Source organism: Mesorhizobium sp. P3_A9 (genome assembly GCF_056402975.1).
Genome location: NZ_JBFUGJ010000024.1, coordinates 15,412 through 39,739, shown reverse-complemented (window position 1 = coordinate 39,739; position 24,328 = coordinate 15,412). Strand labels below are relative to the sequence as shown.

The 24,328-nt window shown below is 63.9% G+C and carries 17 protein-coding genes; 9 read left to right on the top strand and 8 right to left on the bottom strand.

The genetic code is table 11. The annotated features are described in order from the left end of the window. The first annotated feature begins 58 nt into the window (after positions 1-58). The 5 genes from AC1DX0_RS06730 to pdeM all read left to right on the top strand — a co-directional run bounded on the left by AC1DX0_RS06730 (position 59) and on the right by pdeM (position 6,114). On the top strand, positions 59-1,423 hold the full coding sequence (locus AC1DX0_RS06730) for a leucyl aminopeptidase family protein (protein WP_477354765.1): 1,365 nt from the start codon (positions 59-61) through the stop codon (positions 1,421-1,423). 77 nt (positions 1,424-1,500) lie between these two features. Beyond that, positions 1,501-1,851 (top strand): MarR family winged helix-turn-helix transcriptional regulator, encoded by a 351-nt coding sequence (locus AC1DX0_RS06725; RefSeq protein ID WP_096453375.1) that lies wholly within the window; start codon positions 1,501-1,503, stop codon positions 1,849-1,851. 29 nt (positions 1,852-1,880) lie between these two features. After that, positions 1,881-2,741, top strand: coding sequence for a C40 family peptidase (locus AC1DX0_RS06720; protein WP_477222990.1), 861 nt, complete (start codon positions 1,881-1,883; stop codon positions 2,739-2,741). Between the two features lie 125 nt (positions 2,742-2,866). After that, the gene (locus AC1DX0_RS06715; RefSeq protein ID WP_477222989.1) at positions 2,867-5,401 is read left to right on the top strand and encodes a ligase-associated DNA damage response DEXH box helicase; all 2,535 of its coding nucleotides are present in this window, start codon (positions 2,867-2,869) and stop codon (positions 5,399-5,401) included. After that, positions 5,398-6,114, top strand: a complete 717-nt coding sequence (pdeM, locus tag AC1DX0_RS06710; protein WP_477354762.1) for a ligase-associated DNA damage response endonuclease PdeM — start codon at positions 5,398-5,400, stop codon at positions 6,112-6,114. The genes AC1DX0_RS06715 and pdeM overlap by 4 nt, the downstream gene beginning before the upstream one ends. Positions 6,115-6,116: 2 nt before the next feature. Here the strand turns inward: pdeM and AC1DX0_RS06705 are convergent, their stop codons facing one another. Genes AC1DX0_RS06705 through AC1DX0_RS06695 form a run of 3 tightly spaced genes read right to left on the bottom strand, consistent with a single transcriptional unit; the run spans position 6,117 to position 10,717 of the window. Further along, a complete protein-coding gene (locus tag AC1DX0_RS06705; protein WP_477222987.1) occupies positions 6,117-7,052 on the bottom strand; it encodes a dimethyl sulfoxide reductase anchor subunit family protein in 936 nt (311 codons plus the stop codon). Positions 7,053-7,055: 3 nt separating this feature from the next. Continuing rightward, positions 7,056-7,790, bottom strand: a complete 735-nt coding sequence (locus AC1DX0_RS06700; RefSeq protein WP_027043497.1) for a 4Fe-4S dicluster domain-containing protein — start codon at positions 7,788-7,790, stop codon at positions 7,056-7,058. Next, positions 7,787-10,717, bottom strand: coding sequence for a molybdopterin oxidoreductase family protein (locus AC1DX0_RS06695; protein ID WP_477354759.1), 2,931 nt, complete (start codon positions 10,715-10,717; stop codon positions 7,787-7,789). Before AC1DX0_RS06695 ends, AC1DX0_RS06700 begins: the two co-directional genes overlap by 4 nt. A 278-nt stretch (positions 10,718-10,995) precedes the next feature. Here AC1DX0_RS06695 and AC1DX0_RS06690 point away from each other — a divergent pair, with 278 nt between their 5' ends. Further along, on the top strand, positions 10,996-11,898 hold the full coding sequence (locus tag AC1DX0_RS06690) for a LysR substrate-binding domain-containing protein (RefSeq protein ID WP_477222985.1): 903 nt from the start codon (positions 10,996-10,998) through the stop codon (positions 11,896-11,898). Positions 11,899-11,978: 80 nt separating this feature from the next. On the opposite strand, the gene AC1DX0_RS06685 is transcribed toward AC1DX0_RS06690, so the two are convergent. The 5 genes from AC1DX0_RS06685 to AC1DX0_RS06665 all read right to left on the bottom strand — a co-directional run bounded on the left by AC1DX0_RS06685 (position 11,979) and on the right by AC1DX0_RS06665 (position 20,092). Continuing rightward, complete coding sequence (locus AC1DX0_RS06685; RefSeq protein ID WP_477222984.1) at positions 11,979-12,494, bottom strand: hypothetical protein; 516 nt, start codon at positions 12,492-12,494, stop codon at positions 11,979-11,981. Between the two features lie 132 nt (positions 12,495-12,626). Next, positions 12,627-13,883 (bottom strand): Hsp70 family protein, encoded by a 1,257-nt coding sequence (locus AC1DX0_RS06680; RefSeq protein ID WP_477222983.1) that lies wholly within the window; start codon positions 13,881-13,883, stop codon positions 12,627-12,629. A gap of 172 nt (positions 13,884-14,055) precedes the next feature. Next, positions 14,056-14,847 (bottom strand): TIGR02186 family protein, encoded by a 792-nt coding sequence (locus tag AC1DX0_RS06675; protein ID WP_477222982.1) that lies wholly within the window; start codon positions 14,845-14,847, stop codon positions 14,056-14,058. Next, a complete protein-coding gene (locus AC1DX0_RS06670) occupies positions 14,847-15,770 on the bottom strand; it encodes a sulfite exporter TauE/SafE family protein (RefSeq protein WP_477354757.1) in 924 nt (307 codons plus the stop codon). Before AC1DX0_RS06670 ends, AC1DX0_RS06675 begins: the two co-directional genes overlap by 1 nt. A 191-nt stretch (positions 15,771-15,961) precedes the next feature. Then, positions 15,962-20,092 (bottom strand): peptidoglycan-binding protein, encoded by a 4,131-nt coding sequence (locus AC1DX0_RS06665; RefSeq protein ID WP_477354754.1) that lies wholly within the window; start codon positions 20,090-20,092, stop codon positions 15,962-15,964. Between the two features lie 454 nt (positions 20,093-20,546). On the opposite strand from AC1DX0_RS06665, the gene AC1DX0_RS06660 reads away from it, so the two are divergent. The 3 genes from AC1DX0_RS06660 (at position 20,547) to AC1DX0_RS06650 (ending at position 24,312) form a co-directional block, all read left to right on the top strand. After that, positions 20,547-21,008, top strand: coding sequence for a MerR family transcriptional regulator (locus tag AC1DX0_RS06660; protein WP_477223170.1), 462 nt, complete (start codon positions 20,547-20,549; stop codon positions 21,006-21,008). 289 nt (positions 21,009-21,297) lie between these two features. Further along, positions 21,298-23,088, top strand: coding sequence for an acyl-CoA dehydrogenase (locus AC1DX0_RS06655; protein ID WP_477354751.1), 1,791 nt, complete (start codon positions 21,298-21,300; stop codon positions 23,086-23,088). 51 nt (positions 23,089-23,139) lie between these two features. Beyond that, a complete protein-coding gene (locus AC1DX0_RS06650) occupies positions 23,140-24,312 on the top strand; it encodes an acyl-CoA dehydrogenase family protein (RefSeq protein ID WP_477222979.1) in 1,173 nt (390 codons plus the stop codon). Positions 24,313-24,328 lie beyond the last annotated feature (16 nt).

The window sequence follows — 24,328 nt, the reverse complement described above, 5'->3', positions numbered from 1 at the left end:
CCCTAACGGACGGTTAAGAAACGCCGACTCGGGCTTCGGGTCGGCAGGAGAACATCGAATGCCTGTCGAACTCGTCGAGAAGAAATTGCAAGGCGCGCTGCCCGTGCATCTGGTGGCCCGGGACGGTCTGGAGGCCGCGGGCCTTGCACCATCTGTTGTCAGCTGGGCCAGGGCCAACGGGTTCTCCGGCGAGGCAGGCAGGACGCTGGCCGTGCCCGGCGARAACGGYGCGCTTGCCGGCGCGCTGTTCGGTATTGGCGACGGCGAGGGCGCGCTTGCTCTCGGCGCATTGTCGAAAACCCTGCCGGAAGGCGACTGGCATTTCGCCTCGACGCCTGCCGAGCCAGAACTCGCGGCAATTGCGTTGGCGCTCGGCGGCTATGTCTTTACCCGYTACGGCAAGAAGYCAGGCAAGGYGCTGCGCTTCGACGTGCCGGCCGGTGTCGACGCGGCGCGCGTTCGCCGCATCGCCGATGGCGTCTTCCTGACACGCGACCTGGTCAACACGCCGACCAGCGACATGGGGCCGGACGATCTGGAGAAGGCGGTGCGGACTTTGGCCGCGGCTCACAAGGCCGAAATCTCCGTCATCAAGGGCGACGATCTGCTCACGCAGAATTTCCCGATGATCCATGCCGTCGGCCGTGCCTCATCAGGCGCGCCGCGGCTGATCGACATGGTCTGGGGGCAACCGGGCGCGCCAAAGGTGACGCTGGTCGGCAAGGGCGTCTGCTTCGACACCGGCGGTCTCGACATCAAGCCGTCGTCCGGCATGCTGTTGATGAAGAAGGACATGGGCGGCGCGGCCAATGTGCTTGGCCTGGCCTCGATGATCATGGCTGCCGGGCTGAACGTTCGGCTGCGCGTGCTGATCCCCGCGGTCGAGAACTCGATTGCCGGCAATGCCTTCAGGCCAGGTGACGTGCTGGCGAGCCGCAAGGGCATCACTGTCGAGATCGGCAACACGGACGCCGAAGGGMGRCTGGTGCTCGGCGACGCGCTGGCACTGGCCGATGACGAGGAGCCGCAGCTCCTGGTCGACATGGCGACGCTGACCGGAGCCGCCCGTGTCGCGCTTGGCCCCGATCTGCCGCCTTTCTACACCGGTGACGAGGCGCTGGCCTCGGAGCTGGCGGCGGCATCGCTTGCGGTCGAGGATCCGCTTTGGCGCATGCCGCTGTGGCGGCCCTACGATGCGAAACTGTCGTCGAAGATCGCCGACATCAACAATGTCACCACGGACGGCTTCGCCGGTTCGATCACGGCGGCGCTGTTCCTCAAGCGTTTTGTCGAAAAGACGATGAGCTGGGCGCATTTCGACATTTTCGCCTGGAATCCCGCCGACCGCCCGTACGGTCCTTCCGGCGGAGAGGCGCAAGGCATTCGGGCGTTGGAGCGGATCATCTCGACGCGCTATGGCTGATGTGACGGCCGCAAGCAGAGCCGGCAAATCGCTGAAACTGAAACGGAACCGAAACAATTTGCCGTCATGCTGGCGTGATGTCGATTGCGATGCGCCCGAGCCAGGCCTTGCGACTGTGGCAGCAAGTGATGCTGTCGCAGGTGCGCGACGACGCGCCTGACCTGACCATGCGCCAGACGGCCATCCTGTTCACCATCTATCTCGATCCGCCGCCGCACACGGTGCGCGGCCTCGCCGCCCGCCTCAACGTCACCAAGCCGGTCATCACCCGCGCGCTCGACACGATGGGCGCGCTGAAACTGGTGTCGCGCCATCGCGACGAACTCGACAAGCGCAACGTGCTGATCAAGCGCACGGTCGARGGCGCGCTCTTTGTCGAGCGCTTCGGCGATGGTATCATCGCCAAGGCGCATGAACTGCCCATCTGACCAATTAGCCATTAGACCGAGTTAGTGATTTGACCGCCAGGGATGCCCGCCTTCACGCCTTTCGTACCGATCTTGCCGATGCTAGATTGAAAGGTGAGGTTACCGCCGACCGTTTTGTCAGCGGCCGTTCGGCGCGGATCACCGCGTCGGTTGCCGATGTCCGCAAGGCGCCGCGGCCTGATGCCGGCGTCAACACGCAGCTGCTGTTCGGCGATGATGTCCTTGTCTTCGAGGTCGCCGAAGGGTGGGCCTGGATCCAGGCCGAACGCGACGGCTATGTCGGCTATGTCGCCGACACCATGCTGGGCGGACGAGACAATGCGCCCACCCATATTGTCTCGGTGACCCGCACTTTCCTTTATCCCGGTCCGGATCTGCGCTTTCCAGTCGCGGGACAGCTGTCGATGGGATCGACCGTGACCGTGACGGGTGCCGCCGAGACGCGCGGCACGCACTATGCCGTCCTGCCCTCCGGCGAGGCTCTCATCGCTGGCCACCTCAGGCCAATCGCCGAAGTTGCCGCTGACTATGTCGCGGTTGCCGAGACATTTCTTGGCACACCTTATCTCTGGGGCGGCGCTTCCGGCTTCGGCATCGACTGTTCGGGCCTCGTGCAACTGGCGATGCGCATGGCCGGCAGGGACGTGTTGCGCGATTCCGACATGCAGGCGGCAAGCATCGGCGAACCCCTTGAGCCGGGCCCGGACTATGCCGGATTGCGCCGGGGCGATCTTGTGTTCTGGAAAGGCCATATCGCGGTCATGACCGACGCCGACACCATGATCCACGCCAATGGCCACACCATGCTGGTCTCGCGCGAAGGGCTGAAGGAAGCGGTGGCTCGCATCGGCTATCTCTACGGCGGGCCGACGGGGTTTCGGCGGCCATAGCGCATCCGTCTCGGCGCTGCGCGCCGATCCACCTTCTCCCACAGGGGAGAAGGGAAGAGTCGTCACGATCCCCTTTTGTTCCGATTTTCCTTGGCGATTGCCCGTGGCCGCGCTACCTCTGGCGCGTGACAGTTGAGCCGCGCCTTGCCGAGAAGAATGCCGCCATTGCCCTACCCGAGCCATTTGTCAGATGGTTCGGCGAGAAAGGCTGGTCGCCGCGCGCCCATCAGATCGAATTGTTGGCGAAGGCACAGAGCGGCCAATCGGTGCTGTTGATCGCGCCGACTGGGGCCGGCAAGACGCTGGCCGGCTTCCTGCCCTCGCTGACCGAACTGGCGGTCAGGCCGAGGCGAAAGCCGGGGCAGGCGCATCGCGGCATCCATACGCTCTATATCTCGCCGCTCAAGGCATTGGCCGTCGACATCGAGCGCAATCTCGGCAAGCCGGTCGAAGAGATCGGGTTGCCCGTCACCATTGAGACACGCACTGGCGACACCCCCGCCCACAAGCGCCAGCGCCAGAAGCTGGTACCACCGGATATTCTCCTGACCACACCCGAGCAACTGGCGCTGCTGATCGCCGCCCCCGATGCCAGGCGGTTCTTCGAGGATCTGCGCTATGTCGTGCTCGACGAACTGCATTCGCTGGTGACGTCGAAGCGCGGCCATCTGCTGGCGCTCGGGCTGGCGCGGCTGCGCAGTTTTGTCCCCGACCTGCAGACAATCGGCCTGTCGGCGACGGTGGCCGAACCGGACGAATTGCGACGCTGGCTGGTTAGGCAGAATCCACCTGGCGACATGTCCGAGCTGATCGTCGTTACCGGAGGCGCGAAACCTGAAATCTCCATCCTCGATTCCGAAGAGCGCGTGCCTTGGGCGGGCCATTCGGCGCGCTACGCCACGCCGGAGATCTATCGCGAGATCAAGCGCCACAAGACGACCCTGCTGTTCGTCAACACCCGCAGCCAGGCGGAGCTGTTGTTCCAGGAATTGTGGCGGGTCAACGAGGACACCTTGCCGATCGCGCTGCATCATGGCTCGCTYGATGTCGGTCAGCGCCGCCGGGTCGAAAAGGCGATGGGTGAGAATGCACTGCGCGCCATTGTCGCGACATCGACGCTCGATCTCGGCATCGACTGGGGCGATGTCGACCTGGTCGTGCATGTCGGTGCGCCGAAGGGCGCTAGCCGGCTGGCGCAGCGCATCGGCCGCGCCAACCACCGCATGGACGAACCGTCCAAGGCGATCCTCATCCCGGCCAACCGGTTCGAAGTGCTGGAATGCCGGGCGGCGCTCGACGCCAACTATCTCGGTGCGCAGGACACGCCGCCGCTGGTCGATGGCGGCCTCGATGTGCTGGCGCAACATGTGCTCGGCTGTGCCTGCGGCGCACCGTTCCGCGCCGATGATCTGTTCGAGGAAGTGCGAACGGCAGCACCCTACGCAAGTCTCGACCGGCCGACCTTCGACCGCGTCATCGACTTCGTCGCCACTGGCGGCTACGCGCTGAAGAACTACGAGCGCTACGCGCGCATCCGCCTGAACAAGGACGGTTTGTGGCGCGTCTCCAATCCGCGCGTTGCCCAGCAATACAGGCTGAATGTCGGCACCATCATCGAAGTGCCGGCGCTCAACGTCCGTTACGTCAAAGCCGGCAGCAAAGGCTCGGCTACGCGCGGCGGCGCCGTTCTCGGCAAAATCGAGGAGGCCTTCCTCGAAACGCTGACGCATGGCGACACTTTCATGTTCGCCGGCAAGGTGCTGCGCTTCGAAGGTATTCGCGAGAATGAATGCTTCGTGTCGAATGCCCCCGGCAGCGATGCCAAGGTGCCTTACTATGGCGGCGGCAAGTTCCCGCTTTCGACCTACCTGGCCGAGCAGGTCCGCATCATGCTGGACGATCCGCAGCGCTGGAAGAAGCTGCCGGAGCAGGTGGCCGACTGGCTGCGATTCCAGGCGGACAAATCGGTATTGCCTAAGCGCGATGATCTGCTGATCGAGACCTTTCCACGCGGCAACCGCTATTATCTGGTCGCCTATCCCTTCGAAGGCAGGCTGGCGCACCAGACGCTGGGCATGCTGCTCACCCGCCGTCTCGACAGGGCGGGCGCCAGGCCGCTCGGCTTCGTCGCCACCGACTATGCGCTGGCCATATGGTCGTTGGGCGATATGGGGGCGATGTTCAAGGCCCGCAGACCGTCACTCGGCGCGCTGTTCGACGAGGACATGCTGGGCGACGACCTCGAAGCCTGGCTGGCCGACAGCTGGCTGCTCAAGCGGACCTTCCGCAATTGTGCGCTGATTTCGGGACTGATCGAGAAACGCCATCCGGGCCAGGAGAAAAGCGGCCGCCAGGTTACCGTGTCGACCGACCTGATCTACGACGTGCTGCGCAGCCATGAGCCGGACCATATTCTGCTGCAGGCGACGCGTGCCGATGCGGCGGCCGGTCTGCTCGATGTCAGCAGACTTGCCGACATGCTCTCGCGCATCCAGGGTCGAATCATGCATAAGAATCTCGAGCAGATTTCGCCACTTGCCGTGCCCATCATGCTCGAGATCGGCAAGATGCCGGTCAATGGCGAAGCCGATGAAACACTCCTGATGGACGCGGCGACACTGGTCGAGGAGGCTATGGGGCCGGGAATGGTAGAGGAATGAATTTTTCGCTGGCGCGCACATCGCTGATTGGTGAGGCCGATCTTGTCGGCATCGCCGGCGAACGTGCGGTCTGCGATCCGCGCGGCGTGCTCTATTTTCCGGAGCTCAGGCTTCTGGCGGTATCCGACCTGCATCTGGAAAAAGGCTCGTCGCTGGCAAGGCGCGGCACGCTGATCCCACCCTACGACACCGGCGCGACCTTGCTGCGGCTGCAAGCGGTGATCTCGGACTATCAGCCATCGATCGTCATCAGCCTGGGCGACAGTTTTCACGACGGCGGTGGTGCCGAGCGCATGCATGCGAGTTTTCGCGAGCGGCTGGAAGCGCTGATGGCGGGCCGCGACTGGTTCTGGGTCGCCGGCAACCATGACCCGGAAGCGCCGGCCGATCTGCCCGGCGAAACCGTACGGGAACTAGCTATCGGTTCGCTGCTGTTCCGGCATGAGCCATCCRAGGTGCGCATCGAAGGCGAGATCGCAGGCCACCTGCATCCCTGTGCTCGCATCGTCCAGCGCGGCCGTTCGGTGCGGCGGCGGTGCTTCGCCGGCGATGGCGGCCGAATGATCATGCCGGCCTTCGGCGCCTATACCGGTTCGCTCAACGTCCTTGACCGCGCCTATGCCGGGCTGTTCCGTCTGGAATCGCTGATGGCCTATATGCTTGGCGCCGAGCGCATCTTCGCCATCTCCCGCTCGATGCTGCGGCCGGGCTGACCTCAACGTCCGTAGTACAGTGTAACCGTGTGCTTCGCCTCGGCGAAGAACAGCCAGCGCTCGACCAGCATGCCGGCGAACTGGACGATCGCGGCGAGCACCGAAGGCACCGCCGCAAAGGGCCAGGGCAAGGCGAATGTCGCGGCGAGAAGCAGGACGGGCAGGGCGAAGGCCAGGGCCTGTGTGATCTGGCGCAGGCGTGCGCTGTGCTTGCGCGCGATGCGAAAGCCCATTTCCTTGAGCAGGTAGTTTTCCTCGGTATGCGGCCATTCCAGCGACCGCACCGTGCCGCCGGCCAAGCCTGTAGCCGTGTTGGCGGTGGTTGGGATCTCGAGCCGGTCGTTGTGGCGCCATGTCGCCAGTTTCCAGCCCCAGCCGAGCAAGGTCAGCAGCACGCAAACCGCTAGCAGCATATTGGAGCCGAGGCCAAAACCCTGCAGCAGCGCGTTCAGGAGCACGCTGCCGGTCATCGCCGAGAATATGAGGTAGGCCGGTAGCGTGAAGCGGCTGTGCCACTGGGCGATTGGCTTCAGTGACGCGTAGATCATGCCGGTGGTGCAGACGGTGACGACCGCGCTCATAGCCGCCAGCAACCCGGCGATGGCCACCCAGGCGCCTGTGCGGCCGAAAAACACCCAGCCGATGCCGAACAGCCCCGCCGGGATGAAGGTAGCGACCGAAGCAACGCCTTCACGCGACAGCCACGAGCTGCGCCACTGCGAGAAAGCCCGCCAGGCTCGTTCCGGCCGACCGAGATGGCCGGTAGAGGACAACAGGCCTGCGGCGATCAGGCTGAGCGCCAGCCCCAGGCCGACGAGACCCAGCCAGAAATCGGGGGGGATGATCTCGAACCCGCCGAGCACGCCAAGCAGCGCCAGCAGACCATAGCCGGCGCCGGTGGCGGTGGTGAAGAAGACGACGGAGAAGGCGGGATGCATGGGCTAGTTCGAAAGCATGCGGTCTACCCAGCCGAGGAAGCCGCCTTCGGCCCGCACCGGCTCCAGCGCCTTCGCCGGCACCGATGCGGCGCGTTGCGTATGGGCGCGCGGCGGCAGATATTTGTTGGTCGGGTGGTAGCCGAGTTCCGGCATCAGGTCGACGCCGCCACGCTCCGCCACCAGTTGCGAGACGGCAGACTGCGGATCGCCGAGGTCACCGAAATGCCGGGCGCTTGTCGGGCAGGCGGCGACGCAGGCCGGCACGCGGTCTTCCTCGGCCAGATTGTCATTGTAGATGCGGTCGACGCAGAGCGTGCATTTCTTCATCACGCCGACATCACTGTCGAACTCGCGCGCACCATAGGGGCAGGCCCAGCTGCACAATTTGCAGCCGATGCACTTGTCCTCGTCGATCAGCACGATGCCGTCCGACGCCCTTTTGTAGGAGGCGCCGGTCGGGCAGACGGTGACACAGGCCGGCGTCTCGCAATGCAGGCAAGAGCGCGGGAAGTTCACCGTTCGACCGCCCATCTCGGTGGTATGCTCATAGCTGTGCACGCGGTTGAACCAGACGCCGTCGACATGGCCGCCATAGGGGTCGATGTCGGTCAACGGCGCCATGTGGCCGCCAGTGTTCCATTCCTTGCAGGCGGTGACGCAGGCCTGGCAGCCGACGCAGGTGTCGAGATCGATGACGAGGCCGAGCTTTTTGCCGGTTTGACTTGGCAGGCAGGTCATTCGGCCGCCTCTCTTGCTCGCCGAAACTCGGCACCGAAACGGAGCGTGTCGGGCGCTGGCTCGAAATGCGGCGGCTGCTGGAAACGCTCGAATTGCGGCTCTGTGAAGCCGGCTTCCTCATCTGCGCATTTGACGATGCGCACGCGCAAATCGAACCATGCCGCCTGGCCGGTCACCGGATCGGAGTTCGAATAGCGTTTGCCCTGCGCGTCGGCCGAGGTCTGGTCGCCGATGATGTGGTTGAGCAGGAAGCCGCGATTGCTCTCGGCGGCATCGTCCTTCAGGCCCCAGCTGCCGCGCCTTTTGCCGATCGCGTTCCAGGTCCAGACCGTGCTTTCGTTCACCCCGTCGATCAGCTTGATCTGCCCCTTCACCCGGCCATTGATGCTCTCGATCCACACCCAGTCGTCGTCTACCAGACCGAGGCTGGCGCCGGTCCGGTGATGCACGAACAGCCGGTTCTGGCTGGTGATCTGCCGCAGCCACGCATTCTGCGAACCCCAGGAATGGTACATGTGCATCGGCCGCTGTGTCAGCGCATGCAGCGGATATTTTTCGAGGTCGACCACCGCTTCCTCGAACGGCATGTACCAAAACGGCAGCGGGTCCATATAGGTCTCGATGCGCTGGCGTTCGCTCTCGGGTGGCACCACCCGGCCATGGCCGCGCGCTGCGAGGCGAAAGCGCTGCAATGGCTCGGAGTAGAGCTGGAAGACGATCGGTTCCGCCTTGGGGGTGAAGCCCATGCTCTCGGCGAAGTCGAGATAGGAGCGGTTGGCCATCTTGTAGTAGCGCTGGTCATCGGCGAAGTCGTGGTGCCAGAAGCCACCATTGTCGATGTAGCGCTGCAACTGGTCCGGGTTGGCCTCGCCCTTGCCGATCGCCGTCCCATCCTTGCCGCGCCAGCCGGCCAGCGGGCCGATGCCCGGCGTGCGCTCATGATTGACGATGTAATCGGCATAGTCGGCATACCTGGTCGATCCGTCGTCATCGACGAAGCCGGGCAGGCCAAGCCGTGCGCCGAGTTCGATCAGCACCGACTGGAACGGCCTGACGTCGCGGTCCGGTTCGACGACGGGATGGCGGATGGCGTCGCCCGGCCCGTCGGCATGGCTGATCGGCCGGTCGAGCAGGCTGATGCAGTCATGCCGTTCGAGATAGGTGGTGTCGGGCAGCACGAGATCGGCGAACGGCACGGTCTCGGAATAATAGGCGTCGGAATAGATGATGAAGGGGATCTTGTAATTACCGGCCTCGTCATGGTCAGTCAGCATGGCAATGGTCTCGACGGTGTTCATCGAGGAATTCCAGGCCATGTTCGACATGTACATCATCAGCGTGTCGATCGGGTACGGATCGCCCGCCCAGGCATTGCGGATGACGGTGTGCATCAGGCCATGGGCGGCCAGCGGCGCGTCCCAGGAATAGGCCTTGTCGATGCGGGTCGGCGTTCCGGCTTCATCAACCAGCAGATCGTCAGGCCCGCAGACGAAGCCGAGCGGCATGCCGTCCAACGGCGTCATCGGCTTGACGCTCTTGCCGGAGGGTTTCGGGCCCGGCGGCGCCGATCTGGGGTAGGGCGGCTTGAAGCGAAAGCCGCCGGGGACATCCACCGTGCCCAGAAGCACTTGCAGCAGATGGATGGCGCGGCAGGTGTGAAAGCCGTTCGAATGGGCTGAGATGCCGCGCATGGCATGCATCGAAACCGGCCGGCCCTTGATCGTCTCGTGCCGGCGCCCGGCCCAGTCGGTCCAGGCGATAGGCAGTTCGATCGTCTGTTCGAAGGCGACATGGGCAAGTTCGGCGGCGATCCGGCGGATCGTATCGGCGGCAATGCCGCAGCGCTCCGCGACCGCATCCGGCGCGTAGCTGTCGTCCAGGTAGCGGTCGGCGATCAGCTGGAACACCGGCGTGCAGCGGCGGCCGCCGACTTCGAAGCTGCCGGTCAGCGCCGGTTTCGCTTCCGGGTCATCTGCCTTGACGGAGGTTTTCGCCACCCTGTCCCAGGCCAGCGGATTGCCATCGGTGTCGCGCACGAACAGCCCATCGTCGGAGGCGCCGGGCTCCTGCACGACGAGGACATGGGCGTTGGTGTAGCGGAGCAAATAGTCGAGATCGACGCGGCCGGCCTTCAGCAACTCGTGGATGAGSGCGAAGACAAACAGGCCGTCGGTGCCTGGCCGGATGCCGATCCAGTCGTCGGCAATGGCATTGTAGCCGGTGCGGCAYGGATTGATCGACACCACCTTGGCGCCGCGTGCCTTGAGTTTGCCCAGCCCGATCTTGATCGGGTTGGAATCATGGTCCTCGGCGACGCCGAACAGCATGAAGTATCTTGTGTTGTCCCAGTCGGGCTCGCCGAACTCCCAGAACGAACCGCCGATCGAATAGAGCCCGCCGGCTGCCATGTTGACCGAACAGAAGCCGCCATGGGCGGCGAAGTTSGGCGTGCCGAACTGGCTCGCCCACCAGCCGGTSAGMGACTGCGACTGGTCGCGCCCGGTGAAGAAGGCGAGTTTYYTSGGATCGGTCCGGCGGATGGCAGAGAGCCGTTCGGTGGCGATCGCGAACGACTCTTCCCACTCGATCTCGCGGAATTCTCCCGAGCCGCGCGGGCCGGTGCGCAGCAAGGGCTTCTTCAGCCGGGCCGGGCTGTAGTGCTGCATGATGCCGGAACTGCCCTTGCCGCAGATCACGCCGCGATTGACCGGATGGTCCTTGTTGCCGTTGATGTAGCGGACCTTGCCATCCTTGATGTGCACGTCGATGCCGCAGCGGCAGGCGCACATGTAGCAGGTGGTCTTGGCGATGCTGTCGGAAACGCTTGGCGAGGTGTCGACGCCGTCGCCCTCATCGGGCGCGCGTGTGTCGGCAAGCGGGCGTTGCGATGGTGCCGAATTCGCGCCGCGCGCCGGTCGGTGCATCATGAGCCGGTGTTGCCCGCGCGGCCGACGGATTTGGCTCGCGTCTTCGGCCCGGGGCCGCGCATGTAATGCTCTTCCGGGTGATAGCGATCGCCGGCCAGCCGTCGCCGGATGCCGCGGGTCCAATGCGCAAGCAGGGACTTGAACCGCCCGATCATTTTATTCCAAGCCATCCACTGGCGAATTTTTTCTAACTTCGCTCGAAAATGTAGAATAAAGCTATCGATCCGTCTAATCAGTTGTTCTTGTAAATTCGATCGATATTGGTTCTTAATGTCGTCATGACCCTGGACCAGTTGCGCATTTTCGTCGCCGTCGCCGAGCGCGGCCACATGACCAAGGCGGCGGAGCTGCTCGGCATCTCCCAGTCGGCGGCATCGGCCGCCATCCGCGCGCTTGAAGAGCAGCACGGCGTCCATTTGTTCAACCGCGTCGGCCGCAATATCGAGCTTGCCCAGACCGGCCATCGGTTCCTGCCGGAGGCCAAGGCCGTGCTCGAGCGAGCCGCCGCCGCCCGCAATGTGCTGGAACATGTCTCCCAGACGGTCGCCGGCAGCCTCTCCATCGCTGCCAGCCTGACCATCGCCAGTTACTGGCTGCCGCGCCGGCTGGCGTCCTTCCACGAGGCCTACCCCGCGGTGCGGCTGAGCGTCAGCATCGGCAACACAAGGCAGGTCGAGGCCAGCGTGCTGGATGGAACCGCCGATCTCGGCCTGGTCGAGGGTCGCACCGAGTCCGACATATTACGCCGTGCCAAGGTCGACACCGACCGGCTGATGCTGGTCGTTGCCAGTTCCCATCCCGAGATCGCTGAAATCGCGCCGGGCCGTCCCGATATCAAGGGCCTGCGCTGGATCATCCGCGAAGGCGGTTCGGGCACGCGCGAGGTGCTGGAGGATCTGGCGCGGCGTGAGGGGATTTCGCTTGCCGATTTGCAGGTGTTCCTGGTGCTGCCCAGCAACGAGGCGGTTCGCCAGGCGGTCGAGGCGGGTGCCGGCGCCACCATCATTTCGGAACTCGTCGTCGGGCGCGCCGTCGCCGAAGGTAGCCTGCGGTCCGTGCCGATCGAACTGCCGAAGCGCGATTTCGCCATGATCACGCACCGCGATCGCCAGGCAAGCTTGGCCCAGATGGCGCTCAAGGTGCATTTGACGGGCAATGCGGATGCGTCTCCGACGGGATAGAGCAATTCAAGGAAAATCCGCTGCACGCCATTCCTGAATTTCCTTGGCGTCGTGGCGTTTGCTGCGCGACAGGGACCCTTCTAAGAGTTGTTCTTAGCCAAACGTTTCCTGGCAAGGTCTGCCACGGCTTGGATCACCTGTTCGCAATCTTGCTGCGGGAAACTCTTCGATAGAACAGAAGAGAGGATGACGCCCATCAAGATTATGATGTCCGCAGTGCCGCCTCCAGCATCCTTGACGCTCTCAACGACCTTCCTCGAAAATGGTTCGCACTCCGTCTCAAAAAAGCGCATCATCTTGACGTAGATGATCCGTTTGCGGAATACGGCCAGCAATTTTTCAAGACGTGGCACGCTATCTTTGACTACAGAGAAGTTACGCGCATCTGCGAGTTCCTCGATGGGAATGGGGGGGTCTTCTTTCAGCAACCCGAGCTTTGCAAGTTCACGCCAGAATGCGTGATTGCGGCTGCCAACCCATGTTGACATTGAAGCGCGATGCGTCACCGCGCCAACAAGAACAGAGATGTCTCCATCGCTCAACTGCATCATCATATCGATAAGATTGTCCGGCGGCCATTGCTCATCCTGTGTCATCTCACCACCCTCCAAATACCAGCTGCAACGTCGCAGGATTGTGAGCAGAACAATCTAAACTTACTAGCGGGATTGGGTTTAATTTTTGCGAGAGGCGCGGCTTATGTACTCTTTGACAGGTCCGCTGGTGCTTCAGCCGAACTTCCGCTGGGCATCCAGCGCCAGGCCAAGCCCGACCGAGCCGAACATGTCGCCGTCGATGACGGAAGCCTGCGGCACCAGCGACAGGATTTTTTGTCTGGCCAGCGGAATCGCGGTCGAACCGCCGGTCAGGAACACCGCGGTGATGTCGGACGGCTTGACCTGTGCGTCACGGATGGTCTCAGCCACCGTTGCGGTGACCCGTTCGATGTCCCTGGCGATGGTGGCGTCCAACCCGTCGCGCGTGATCCCGGCAGCGAACGCTACGTCAGATAGCCTCACCGCGACTTCGGCCGATGATTGGTCGGTCAGCTCGATCTTGGCCCTTTCGACCAATGCCGCTAGCGCGTGCCCATAGCGATGCTCGACGATGTGGATGAAGCGATCGACGAGATCGGCGCGCGCGGCCTCGTAGCGGATCTGGCGCAGATGCGTCATCGCCTTGGCGGTGTAGACCAGGTTGATGCGCTGCCATGTCGCGAGATCGATGAAATAGCTGGCCGGCAGATTGCGCTTGCCGTCCTTGGTCGGGGTCAGATAGCCGAGCTGCGGCATCACATGGGCGATGCTGAGCAGCCGGTCGAAATCGGTGCCGCCGATATGGACACCCCGGCTGGCGAGGATGTCGTCCTTGCGGTCCAGGGATCGGACACGCTCCGGCGAGACGCGCACGACCGAAAAGTCAGACGTGCCGCCGCCCATGTCGATGATCAGCGCCAGCTCCTCGCGCGTCACCCTCTGCTCATAGTCGAGCGCCGCGGCGATCGGCTCGAACTGGAAGGCGATATGCTTGAAACCCTGGGCATGCGCGGCCTTTTCCAGGTCGCTCTGTGCGTTGGCGTCGGCTTGCGCATCGTCATCGACGAACTGCACCGGGCGGCCGAGCACCACGGTCTCGACCAGATCGCCGCCATCCTCCTCCAGCCTTTTCCTGAGATGCCCGAGGAACAGGCCGATGATCTCCATGAAGCCGATCGAGCGCGCCTTGATGCGCGTCTTTTCATGSGCMAGCGAACTGCCGAGCACGCTCTTCAGCGAACGCATCAGCCGGCCTTCCACGCTGTCCGTGTAGTTGGCGATGGCCTGGCGGCCAAAACAGATGCGGCCATCCTCGAAGTTGAAGAATACCGCACTGGGCAGCGTGACCTGGCCGTCCTCAAGCGCGACGAGGTGGGGTTGCCCGTTGCGGACCACGCCGACCGTGGAGTTCGAAGTGCCGAAATCGATACCGGCGAATGCTGGTCGCAAAGCAGCCTCCTCATTGGCGCCAGGCAGCGGATCGGCGCTCGCGGAAGAAGCGTGCGCTGCGGTTTCGGGCGACCGGACCGCTCTGCCGAATTGAATTGTGCGTGCTTGCCCGTTGGGCGGGGAGGTGCGGTCTATCGCATGACGTGGAAAAGGGAAACCCCTTTTGGACGCCTCAGTCCTTGCGGAAGATCAGCCTGCCGAGCCAGCCCGTCAGCATGGCCAGCGATATGGCGAAGACGCCATAGAGGAAGGAGTAGTTGTGGGCGACCCGGAAGATCGACTGTTCGAAACCGGATTTGCGGATTTCGAGCTGGGCTGAACTCTCCTTGATGAACAGGCCGCTCTTGAACAGGAACGCGCGGGCTTTGTGGGTGCCAACTGGCACATTGGGCGCCAGCCTGACAGTGGCGCGGAAAAGGTTCTGCGACAGGAACTGCACGCCGCCGACATTCTCGCTGTAGAGGCCGGTGGCGGCCTTGCGTTCGCGCAAGGCGGTAGTGAACTCCTCGATCGTCGCCGGGCTGTCACCAGCGTCAGCCGGCTGCATGTAGAGGTTGGAGGCGCCGAGCGACAGCTGCTTGTAGCTGTTCGGTTCGGTGATGTCCTGCAGCGGCCGCGTCGTCGCCACCGAATAGGACATCGGCACGTTCTCGAATGTTTCGGAATCGAGATTGACCCAGACGCCGAGCACCCGGTCCTTGCGCCGCACCACCACCGGCTTGGGTGGCCCTTCGAGCACGACGATGACGTCGTAGCGGCCCTGGCGGGCGACCAGCGGGTCGGGATTTTCCAGCGAGCCGAAAATGGTCAGGTCGGCACCGGAAAAGCCGGCGGTGATCGACACATTATCGGTGGAGAGCCCGATCTGGATGCCTTCCGGCAGCGGCGTCTGTGCCTTGGCGGGTACGACGACCGCCAGCAGTGACAGGAAAATGGCGGTTGCGAACGCTTTGCGGCCCGTCATCAGTTGAGGCCCAAGGCAGACAGCGAATAGAGATTGGGCGGGGTGACGAAAAGATCGATGGCAAGTCTGATCGCTACAGCCAGCACCAGCAAGGCCAGCAATGCCCTGAGCTGCTCGCCGCGCAGCCTCTGGCCGGCCTTGGCGCCATATTGCGCGCCGGCCACGCCACCCGCCATCAAAATGAAGGCCAGCACGACATCGACCGTCTGGTTGGTGGTGGCGTGCACCAGCGTGGTGTAGGCGGACGTGAAGATGATCTGGAACAGCGACGTGCCGATAACGACATTGGTCGGCACCTTGAGCAGGTAGATCAGCGCCGGCACCATGATGAAGCCGCCGCCGACGCCCATGATCGACGACAGGAAGCCGATRCCGGCGCCRAGSCCCAGCACCGGAATGACRCTGACGAACAGTTTTGASGCCCTGAAGCGCATCTTCAGCGGCAGCCGGTGGATCCAGTTGTGCTGGCCGGAYTTCTTCAGCACAGGGGCGGCGCCACTGCGTGTGGCRCGCAGCGCATTGAYGCTTTCGACCAGCATSAGGCCRCCGACCGTGCCGAGCAGCACGACATAAAGCAGCGAGATGAACAGGTCGAGCTGGCCGAGCCTGCGCAGGAAGGCGAAGACATAGATGCCGGCGGTGGAGCCGACGATGCCGCCGGCCAGAAGCACCCCGCCGAGCTTGAAGTCGAGGGTGCCGCGCTTCATGTGCGAAAGCACGCCGGAGACGGAAGAGGCGATGACCTGGTTGGCGCCGGTGGCAACCGCGATCGCCGGGGGGATGTTGTAGAAGATCAGGAGCGGTGTGATGAGGAAGCCGCCGCCGACGCCGAACATGCCCGACAGGAAGCCCACCGCCGCACCCATGGCCAGCAGCACGAAGACGTTGACGGAAATTTCCGCAATCGGGAGATAGATGCCCACCCGTCAGTCTCGATCAGTTTGCCTGTCGGCGAATACAGCCGTTGTCGGCAGTCTCGCACCGAAAAGCCAATTTTTCCTTGCGCCGACGCGGCGGCGGGGCCAAACCCCGTCGCCGCGCCGAAACAAAAAATATCTCAATCAGTTAACAGGCAAATGTGTGGCAAGAGCGTCGTGGAAACGACGCTTCTCTGTTATTTGCGCGCCAGCAGCGCCCGGACCAGTTTTTCATCGACGGCGCCGGTCGCCGGCAGCTTGTTGTCGGTCTGGAAAGCGATGATCGCGTTCTTGGTCTTCTCGCCCATGACGCCATCGGCGCCGCCGGCATCATAGCCGTTCTTGTTGAGGATGAGCTGGATGTTCTTGACCGCCTTCTTCATATCGATGCCGGCGGTCGTCTGCGGCGTGCCTTCCTGCCAGGATTCGGGAATGTCGGCCGAATTGGTCGCCGCATTGAGCGGCTTGGCCTTCCACAATTCGGTCGCGGCACGAGCCCGCTCGAGCTGCTCGGGCCGCAGCGCGTTGGCAATCTCGTCGCGCTTGGCGGCCGCATCCTTGTCGCCGGTCTTGGCGACGAGCGCGAACCATTTGTAGGATTCCTCGAGGTTCTGCTTCATGCCRACGCCCTTGGCSGCSAGGATGCCGAGATTGAACTGGCTGTCCTTGACGCCGASGTCGGCGGCYKCCTGGAACCAGTGCGCSGCCGATTCATTGTCGGTSACGCCGTCSGCGGCCATGGCGAACAGCACGGCCAGATTGTGCATGGCGCTGGCGTTGCCCTGTTCGGCGGCGAGCTGGTACCAGGTCTTCGACTTCTTGATGTCGCGTGCGACGCCGATGCCCTTCTCGTAGAAATTGCCGATGCGGTATTCGGCCGGCGCGAAGCCGAGYTCKGCCGATTTCTCGTACCATTTGGCKGCYGCCGCCATGTCTTCCTTGACSCCGCGCGAYTCGGCRTAGCGCGARCCGATCTCGAACAGCGCCTTGGCGTCGCCRCCGGCRGCSGCRTCGCGCAGYGCGGCCGGRCCGGCGTCGGCCGGAATGTCGAACTTGGCCGTGGCGGCCGCTGCCGGCGCATCCGCCGGTGCAACCGCGCCGGTGGTGTCCTTGGCGGTGGCATCGTTGGCAGCTGTTGGCGCGGCCACAACCGGCTTGGCATCCGCATCCGTCGCTTGTGCACCGCCGGTGACAGCGGCCGGCTCTGAAGCCGTCGCATCCATCGGGGTCGTAGCAATGGGCGCGGCTGGCGCCGGAGCGACCGAAGCGGTCGCATCGGAGGCAGTGGTGCTCGGGCCGGAAGAGGTGGCCGAAGCCGCAGGCGCCGCTGTGGGCCCTGCTACCGGCGCCGTATTCGCCATTGCATCCGTGTCCGAAGGCATGGCCATAACGGGCTGCGCCGCCATCTCGTCCTTGCTTGCCGGCACCGACTGTTCGGCCTGCCTGACGGCACGGGCCGGTGCGCTGTCCGTCGCTGCAGGCTGAGTTTCCGCCTTCGGCGGGCTAGCCGTGTCGACGGATGCAGTTTGCACCGGCTGCGCGGCAACGATTGGTGCCGCGTCGTTGCTGGCCACCTGGGCCGGATCCGAGAGGAACGCCTTGCCGAGCTGCAGGCCGGCAAGCGCCAGCATGATCGCCGCCGCCGCCATCAGGATCGGCTTGCGCCGCGCCTTGAGCAGGTCGCCGATCCTGAGTGCTTTCACTGGCCCTTTCACCGTCGACTGGCGCTTCAAGGCGTCGGCCTCTGCTGCGGCAGCCTGCGCCGCGCGCCGCGCGGCAGCGATGAAGTCCGATTTGGCGGCGTCGCTTTCGCTGAGCTTTGCCGGCTGACCACGCTCGTCGCGCACCCGCTTCATGATCGCATTCAGGTCGGGCGCGCCCGAGCCGGGCTCCAGCGGTCGGTTGGCCACTTTCGGATCGAGCGGCTCGTCGAGATCGACACTCGGTATGTCGGCGCTTGGCGCCGAGCCGGCCAGCGGCGGAACGTCCGCCGCCTTCTTGCCCTTGAAAGCGCGTGCCAGCCCGCCGAACATCGACTTGCGGCCTGCCGGCTGGTCTTTCTCGGCAATGGTGTCGGAACCGAGTGCGGCGATGGCGGCGGCAGCGGCGGCTTCCGCCGGCGAGCGAGTGCCCAAGTCACCACGCGGGTCGCTGCGCGTGCCCAGGTCGCTACGCGTACCGAAATCGCCACGCGGCCCCGGCTCGTTGCCCAATATCGCAGCGGCGCGGCCGTCCAGATCGGCCATGTCTCCGGTCAGCGGCATCGGCTCGTCGATATCCAGGGACGGCGCCTCGACAGCCATCTTGGCGGTCCGTGTACGGCGCTTGCCGACCGCCTCGTCCTGGCGGGTGTCCAGAAGCTCGCTTACCGCCTCGGACGGTTCGCTGGTCTCCAGCGACCCCAGCCTGTCGACGATCTTGAGCAACGTGTCGTGGATGGCCTCGAAAGTTCGCGAATTGCGCTCGTCGGAACGCCGCGTCAGCGTTTCCAGCGTCTTCAGATCCTGGGCGAGCCCGGAAACTGCTGACGCGTTGGCGTTCGATCCAGCCAGCGAACGCACCGCGTTCTCGGCCGCCTCGCGTGCCGCGCCGAGGATGGAATCGCGGGTCCCGGCCAGTGTCTTCTCGATATCGTTGAGGCGCGGGCTGATGTCTTCGAATTCCGGCAGCGGCGTGCTCGGCCTGGAAAGATGGGCGGACAGGCCGGCGACTTGCGCCTCCAGGCTGCGGATCAGCGCCGGATCGATGCCGGCCACCTGGGCCGCCGATGCGTCGAGCCGGCTGGAAATGTCCTCGAGCCGGCTTTCCAGTCCACGGATCGCTGCTTCGCCAGCAGGATCGGGAGCGCGCGTCTCCATACGCGTGGCGAGTGCGGTGAAGCGGGCATCGATGGCTTCCATGATGCCGGCGCTGTCGACTTGCGGCGCGATGCGCTGATCGAGCCGGTCGGCAACTTCGTCCAGGCGGCGCTCGAGATCGCGAAACAGCATGTTGCCCTGTTCGATGGCGTCGCCCTGGCGTCGCTCCATCATGCTGGACAGCACGTCGAAGCGCTGCTCAAGCCCCTGGAAGATATAGTCGGCATCGGGCATGGCCGGCGCCTGGTCGATCTTGTCGGCGATCAGCGTGATCTGCTTGGCCAGCCGTTCCATTGCCTGTTCGGGCAAATTGGCGCGACCGGCGAGTTCGTCGACCCGGCTCGACAGCGTGCCCAGGCGATCCATGACCGCGTTGCCGGGGTGGTCCTGCGCCACTTCCTCGATCTGCCGGGCGAGCGAGTCGATCCGCTTCTCGATGCGTTCAAAGGCTTCGTGGTCGACCGAATTGGCCTGTGCCGCGACGGTCGAGGCAACGATGGCGCGGGAAATCTCGTCCAGCCGCTCGTCGATCATGGCAAGCGTGTCGCTGCCGCGATTGTCCTGCTGGCCCGCGAAGTGTTCGACGGCGCCGGCGAGCGTACGGACCTTTTCCTCGAGCGAGCGCAGCGACAGCGATTCCGGCAGATTGTTGACAGCGTTGCTGATCTGCTCCAGCCGGTCGGTCAGCGCCGCAAGGGCGGGATCGTCGGAACGTTTGCGCTGGTCGGCGTCGACGCGGTCTTCGAAAGCCGTCCAGCGGCGGTCGAAGTCGTCCCAGCGGCGGTCGACCTTCTGCACGCTCTCCTCGCGCGCCAGCGTGTCGAGCGCGGCCTTGACCTGCTCGAGCTCCAGCCGCAGCAGGTTGACGCTTCTGTCGTCGCTCTTCTCCGACAGCGTTTTGATGGCGCCGGAAAGCCGTTCGAATTCGACGCCGAGTTCGGCGCTGCCCTTGCCTGCCGCGCCGGGCTTGGCGTTCGCCTGGAAGGCGCGATCAATATCCTTGCGCAGCGCGTCGAATTCGCGTTGCAGGCCTGCCGTCATCTGGTGGCGCAGCTCCTCGCGCATGCCGCGCAGTTCGCCGGCGATCTTGCCAACCATGGCGACGCTGTCTTCCTGGCCGCGCACGCGGTCGATGTCGCGGGCGATGGCCTGGTAGTTCTGGTCGAAGCCGGGAGCGGGCGCCGGGTTCTGTGGGCGCGGCGCCGGCTGCGGGTCCTCGTACCAGCGCTGCTGGGCGGTTGGTTGCGTGGCGGGATAACGTGGCTCCGCGGGAGAGCGCGGATCGGTGGCTGGATAGCGCGGGTCGGCGCCGTATTGGCGCGGAGCCGGACGTGCCGTCACCTCCTCGCGGGTCTGCCCCAGTCGCTGTTCCAGCGTCTCCAGCGAGCGGTTCAGTTGCTCGAGCGTGGTCTGCGGCCTGCGCTGCCTGCCGGCGTTGAGTGTATCGAGATAGGACCGCTTGCTGTTCATCGGTGCGTCCGTCTTTCAGATTGGCCGGCTTGCGACCAGCTCCCCAAGTCCCTGCCGGAACGAAGGCGACCGCGCTGCCACGGTGGAAGACAAGCTTCCCGGGGGTTTCACCCGCGCTCCGAAAAACCGTGAAAAATTCGATACAGGATAAACACGGGTAGCCGACGCGCCCACATTTCCCCCAACGTGGTAAACAACGCGTTAACCAAGCTTAAGAAGTTGCAAGGAAGTTGGCTTCGCCGTCCGCGCTGCGGCATAAAGCACCTTCTCAGAACGCCCCTTGCGTCATGAGGCGGCTATCGGTATAGAATTGACGTAAACGTAAAAGGCGCATTTGAGTGTGCTGTTTGCGATTTTGTTTGTCGAAACCACGGCCGGAAGCACGCCCCCGCTTCCAGTCAGGCGACGCATGGTCCAGGACCGCGACGCCACCAGACGGGGAAAGCCAGTGACCATGAAGCTTATCTCGGCCGGCGAGACCGCGGCCAATACCAATAATGCATCTATCGAAGCCGGCGAGGATCTCGTCCGCATCGGCGAAATGGCCAAGAAATACGGTGTGACGCTGCGCACGCTGCGTTTCTACGAAGACAAGGGCCTGCTCAACCCGCAGCGCGACGGTTCGACCCGTCTCTACACGCGCCGCGACAAGGCTCGGCTTAAGCTCATCCTGCTCGGCCGCAAGGTCGGGTTCTCGCTGCGCGACGTCAAGCAGATGATGGATCTCTACGATCCGACCGGCTCCAACACCAAGCAGCTGCGGCTGGCGCTGGACAAGTCGGAGAAGCAGCTTGCCCGCCTGCAGAAGCAGCGGGCGCTGATCGACGACGCCATCAACGAGCTCTCCGGCTCGATGTCGGCGGTGCGCCAGATGTTGACCGAGCGCTCGGCACCGCAGGCGAGCGTCGCGAGCTAAACTGCCGGTTCCGACTCTGTCGGATTTCTGACTATCTAAGCCGCGTGGCTTTGCCGCGCGGCTTTTTCGTTGTCCTTCATCTGCCCAATTGATCCCTTGGCGCTGGCCTGCACGAAGTTGCGCCGATAGGCTCCTCAAGCATGGGCGGGGCGGAAATCTTGTCGCATCGAAAAAATTGACGTTTACGCAAACGTCAATTTTTGCTATCCCGACTTCAACACGGGTCCGCATGCTGCCCTGACATGAATTCGGGGGCTGTCGGACAAGGTCCGCAGGGTGGAGAAAAAGCATGCCAACATACAGGGCTCCGGTCCAKGATACGCTGTTCGTGCTCAACGAGGTGCTGGGCTATCAGCGCTATTCCAACCTTCCCGGATTTGCCGACGCCACGCCCGACGTGCTGGAGGCGATCCTCGCCGAAGGCGCCAAGCTCGCCGAAAACGTCATGCATCCGCTGAACCGCGTCGGCGACATGGAAGGATGCGTCCGTCACGAAGACGGCTCGGTGACGACGCCGAAAGGCTTCAAGGAAGCCTTCGACCAGTATCGCGAGGGCGGCTGGATGGGGCTGGCGGCACCGGTCGAGTTTGGCGGCCAGGGCTTGCCCTATGCCGTGCACACGGCGGTTGCCGAATACATGGTCTCGGCCAACATGTCGCTGATGATGTATCCCGGCCTGACGCAGGGCGCGATCGCGGCGATCATCACCCACGGCACCGATGAGCAGAAGGCCAAATGGCTGCCGAAGCTGGTCGAGGGTTCCTGGACCGGCACCATGAACCTGACCGAGCCGCATTGCGGCACCGATCTCGGCCTGCTGCGCACCAAGGCGGTGCCGAATGGCGACGGCACCTACAGGATTTCGGGCCAGAAGATCTTCATCTCGGCCGGCGAGCACGACATGTCGGACAACATCGTCCATCTGGTGCTGGCCCGCATCGAGGGCGCGCCGGAAGGCGTCAAAGGCATTTCGCTGTTCATCGTGCCGAAGCTCAAGCTCGATCAATCGGGCAATCCGGGGACAAGAAACACGCTCTCCTGCGGCTCGATCGAGGAGAAGATGGGCATCCACGGCAATTCGACCTGCGTCATGAATTATGACGAGGCCGAAGGCACGCTGCTCGGCGAGGCCAATGGCGGCCTCAAGGCGATGTTCACGATGATGAACGAGGCCCGGCTCGGCGTCGGCCTGCAGGGCCTGTCACTGTCGGAGATCGCCTACCAGAACGCCGTCGCCTACGCCAAGGACCGCTTGCAGGGCCGCTCGCTCTCGGGCGCCAAGGCGCCGGACAAGAAGGCCGACCCGATCATCGTCCATCCCGACATCCGCCGCTCGCTGATGACCATGAAGGCCTTCAACGAGGCTGGCCGCGCGCTGGCGCTGTGGACGGCGATCAAGTCCGACATCGCCCACCGCTCCGCCGACGACAAGGATCGCCAGGCGGCCGACGACTACACCGGCCTGATGACGCCGGTGGTCAAGGGCGTGCTCACCGACAAGGGTTTTGATCACGCCGTSATGGCGCAGCAGGTGTTYGGCGGCCATGGCTACATYGAAGARCACGGCATGAGCCAGTTCGTSCGCGATGCCCGCATCGCCATGATCTATGAAGGCGCCAACGGCATCCAGGCGCTCGACCTCGTCGGCCGCAAGCTCGGCTTGAATGGCGGCCGCGCCATCCAGGCCTTCTTCAAGGAGGTCGGCGAATTCTGCGAGGARAACCGCGCCGACGAGAAGATGGCGCCGTTCACCAAGGGRTTGAAGAAGGGCCTCAACGATCTGCAGGCGGCRACCATGTGGCTGGTGCAGAACGGCATGGCCAAGCCCGACAATGCCGGTGCCGCATCGACCGACTATATGCACCTCTTCGGACTTGTGGCGCTGGGCTACATGTGGGCGCAGATGGCCAAGGCGGCGCAGGGCAAGACCGGCGCCAACGGCTCCCAGTCCTTCTATGACAACAAGGTGGTGACGGCGCGCTTCTTCATGGAGCGGATCATGCCGGAGACCTCGGCGCACCTCGCCCGTATTTCGAGTGGTGCGGACACGCTGATGGCGCTGCCTGCTGAAGCGTTCTAGGTTCGGCGGGCCGGCAGCGCCGGCCCACAATGTCGGAACGTGGAGGAAATCGTGGCGACAAATCCAGCCGAAGTGCTCTCTTTGCCGAAGCCCGCCTGGGCGGCGGACGAGGTCGGCATGCTCTACGACATGGCAACCCGCTTCATGTCGGAGGAGATCGCGCCGCGCTACGACGAGTTCGAGAAGAACGAGATGGTCGACCGCGAAAGCTGGCTGAAGGCAGGTTCCGCCGGCCTGCTCTGCGCTTCGATGCCGGAGGAATATGGCGGCTCCGGCGGCACCTTCGCGCATGAGAGCGCCATCATCGAAGCCATCGGCCATGTTGGTGTCGACGGTTTTGGCATCGGTCTGCACAATTCGATCGTCGCACCTTACGTCCTCCACTACGGCTCCGAGGAACAGAAGAAGAAGTGGCTGCCGAAGCTCGCCACCGGCGAGCTGATCGGAGCCATCGCCATGACCGAACCGGGCGCCGGCTCCGACCTGCAGGGCGTCAAGACGCGGGCGCAGAAGGACGGCAATCAGTACAAGATCAACGGCTCCAAGACCTTCATCACCAACGGCCAGCTGGCCAATCTCATCATCGTCGTCACCAAGACCGATCCGGAAAAGGGCGCCAAGGGCACCTCGCTGATCGTCGTCGAGACTGACGAGGTGGAAGGTTTCGAGCGCGGCCGTAACCTCGACAAGATCGGCCTCAAGGCCAACGACACGTCGGAACTGTTCTTCAACGACGTGCGCGTGCCGACCTCCAACCTGCTTGGCCACGAGGAAGGGCAGGGCTTCATCCAGCTGATGCAGCAATTGCCGCAGGAGCGGCTGCAGATCGGCACTGGGGCGATCGCCATGATCGAGCGGGCGCTGGCGCTGACCATCGACTACGTCAAGGAGCGCAAGGCCTTCGGCAAGGCGATCATCGATTTCCAGAACACCCAGTTCAAGCTGGCCGAGTTGAAGACAGAAGCCACCATCGGCCGTGTCTTCTACAATGACTGCGTCACCCGCCACATCAATGGCGGCCTCGATCCGGTGACGGCGTCGATGGCGAAATACTGGCTCAGCGACCTGCAGGGAAAAGTCGTCGACGAATGCCTTCAATTGCATGGCGGCTATGGCTACATGAATGAATATCCGATCGCCCGCATGTTCCGCGACGCTCGCGTCCAGCGCATCTACGGCGGCACCAACGAGATCATGAAATTGCTGATTGGCCGCTCTCTCTGAGAGCGACATCAGGCAA

What these genes read in the sequence shown, in the direction of transcription:
- AC1DX0_RS06660 (WP_477223170.1), top strand. Translation starts at nt 20,547, where the DNA reads ATGAAGCTTATCTCGGCCGGCGAGACCGCGGCCAATACCAATAATGCA.
- AC1DX0_RS06690 (WP_477222985.1), top strand. Translation starts at nt 10,996, where the DNA reads ATGACCCTGGACCAGTTGCGCATTTTCGTCGCCGTCGCCGAGCGCGGC.
- AC1DX0_RS06700 (WP_027043497.1), bottom strand. Translation starts at nt 7,790, where the DNA reads ATGACCTGCCTGCCAAGTCAAACCGGCAAAAAGCTCGGCCTCGTCATC.
- AC1DX0_RS06685 (WP_477222984.1), bottom strand. Translation starts at nt 12,494, where the DNA reads ATGACACAGGATGAGCAATGGCCGCCGGACAATCTTATCGATATGATG.
- AC1DX0_RS06675 (WP_477222982.1), bottom strand. Translation starts at nt 14,847, where the DNA reads ATGACGGGCCGCAAAGCGTTCGCAACCGCCATTTTCCTGTCACTGCTG.
- AC1DX0_RS06705 (WP_477222987.1), bottom strand. Translation starts at nt 7,052, where the DNA reads ATGCATCCCGCCTTCTCCGTCGTCTTCTTCACCACCGCCACCGGCGCC.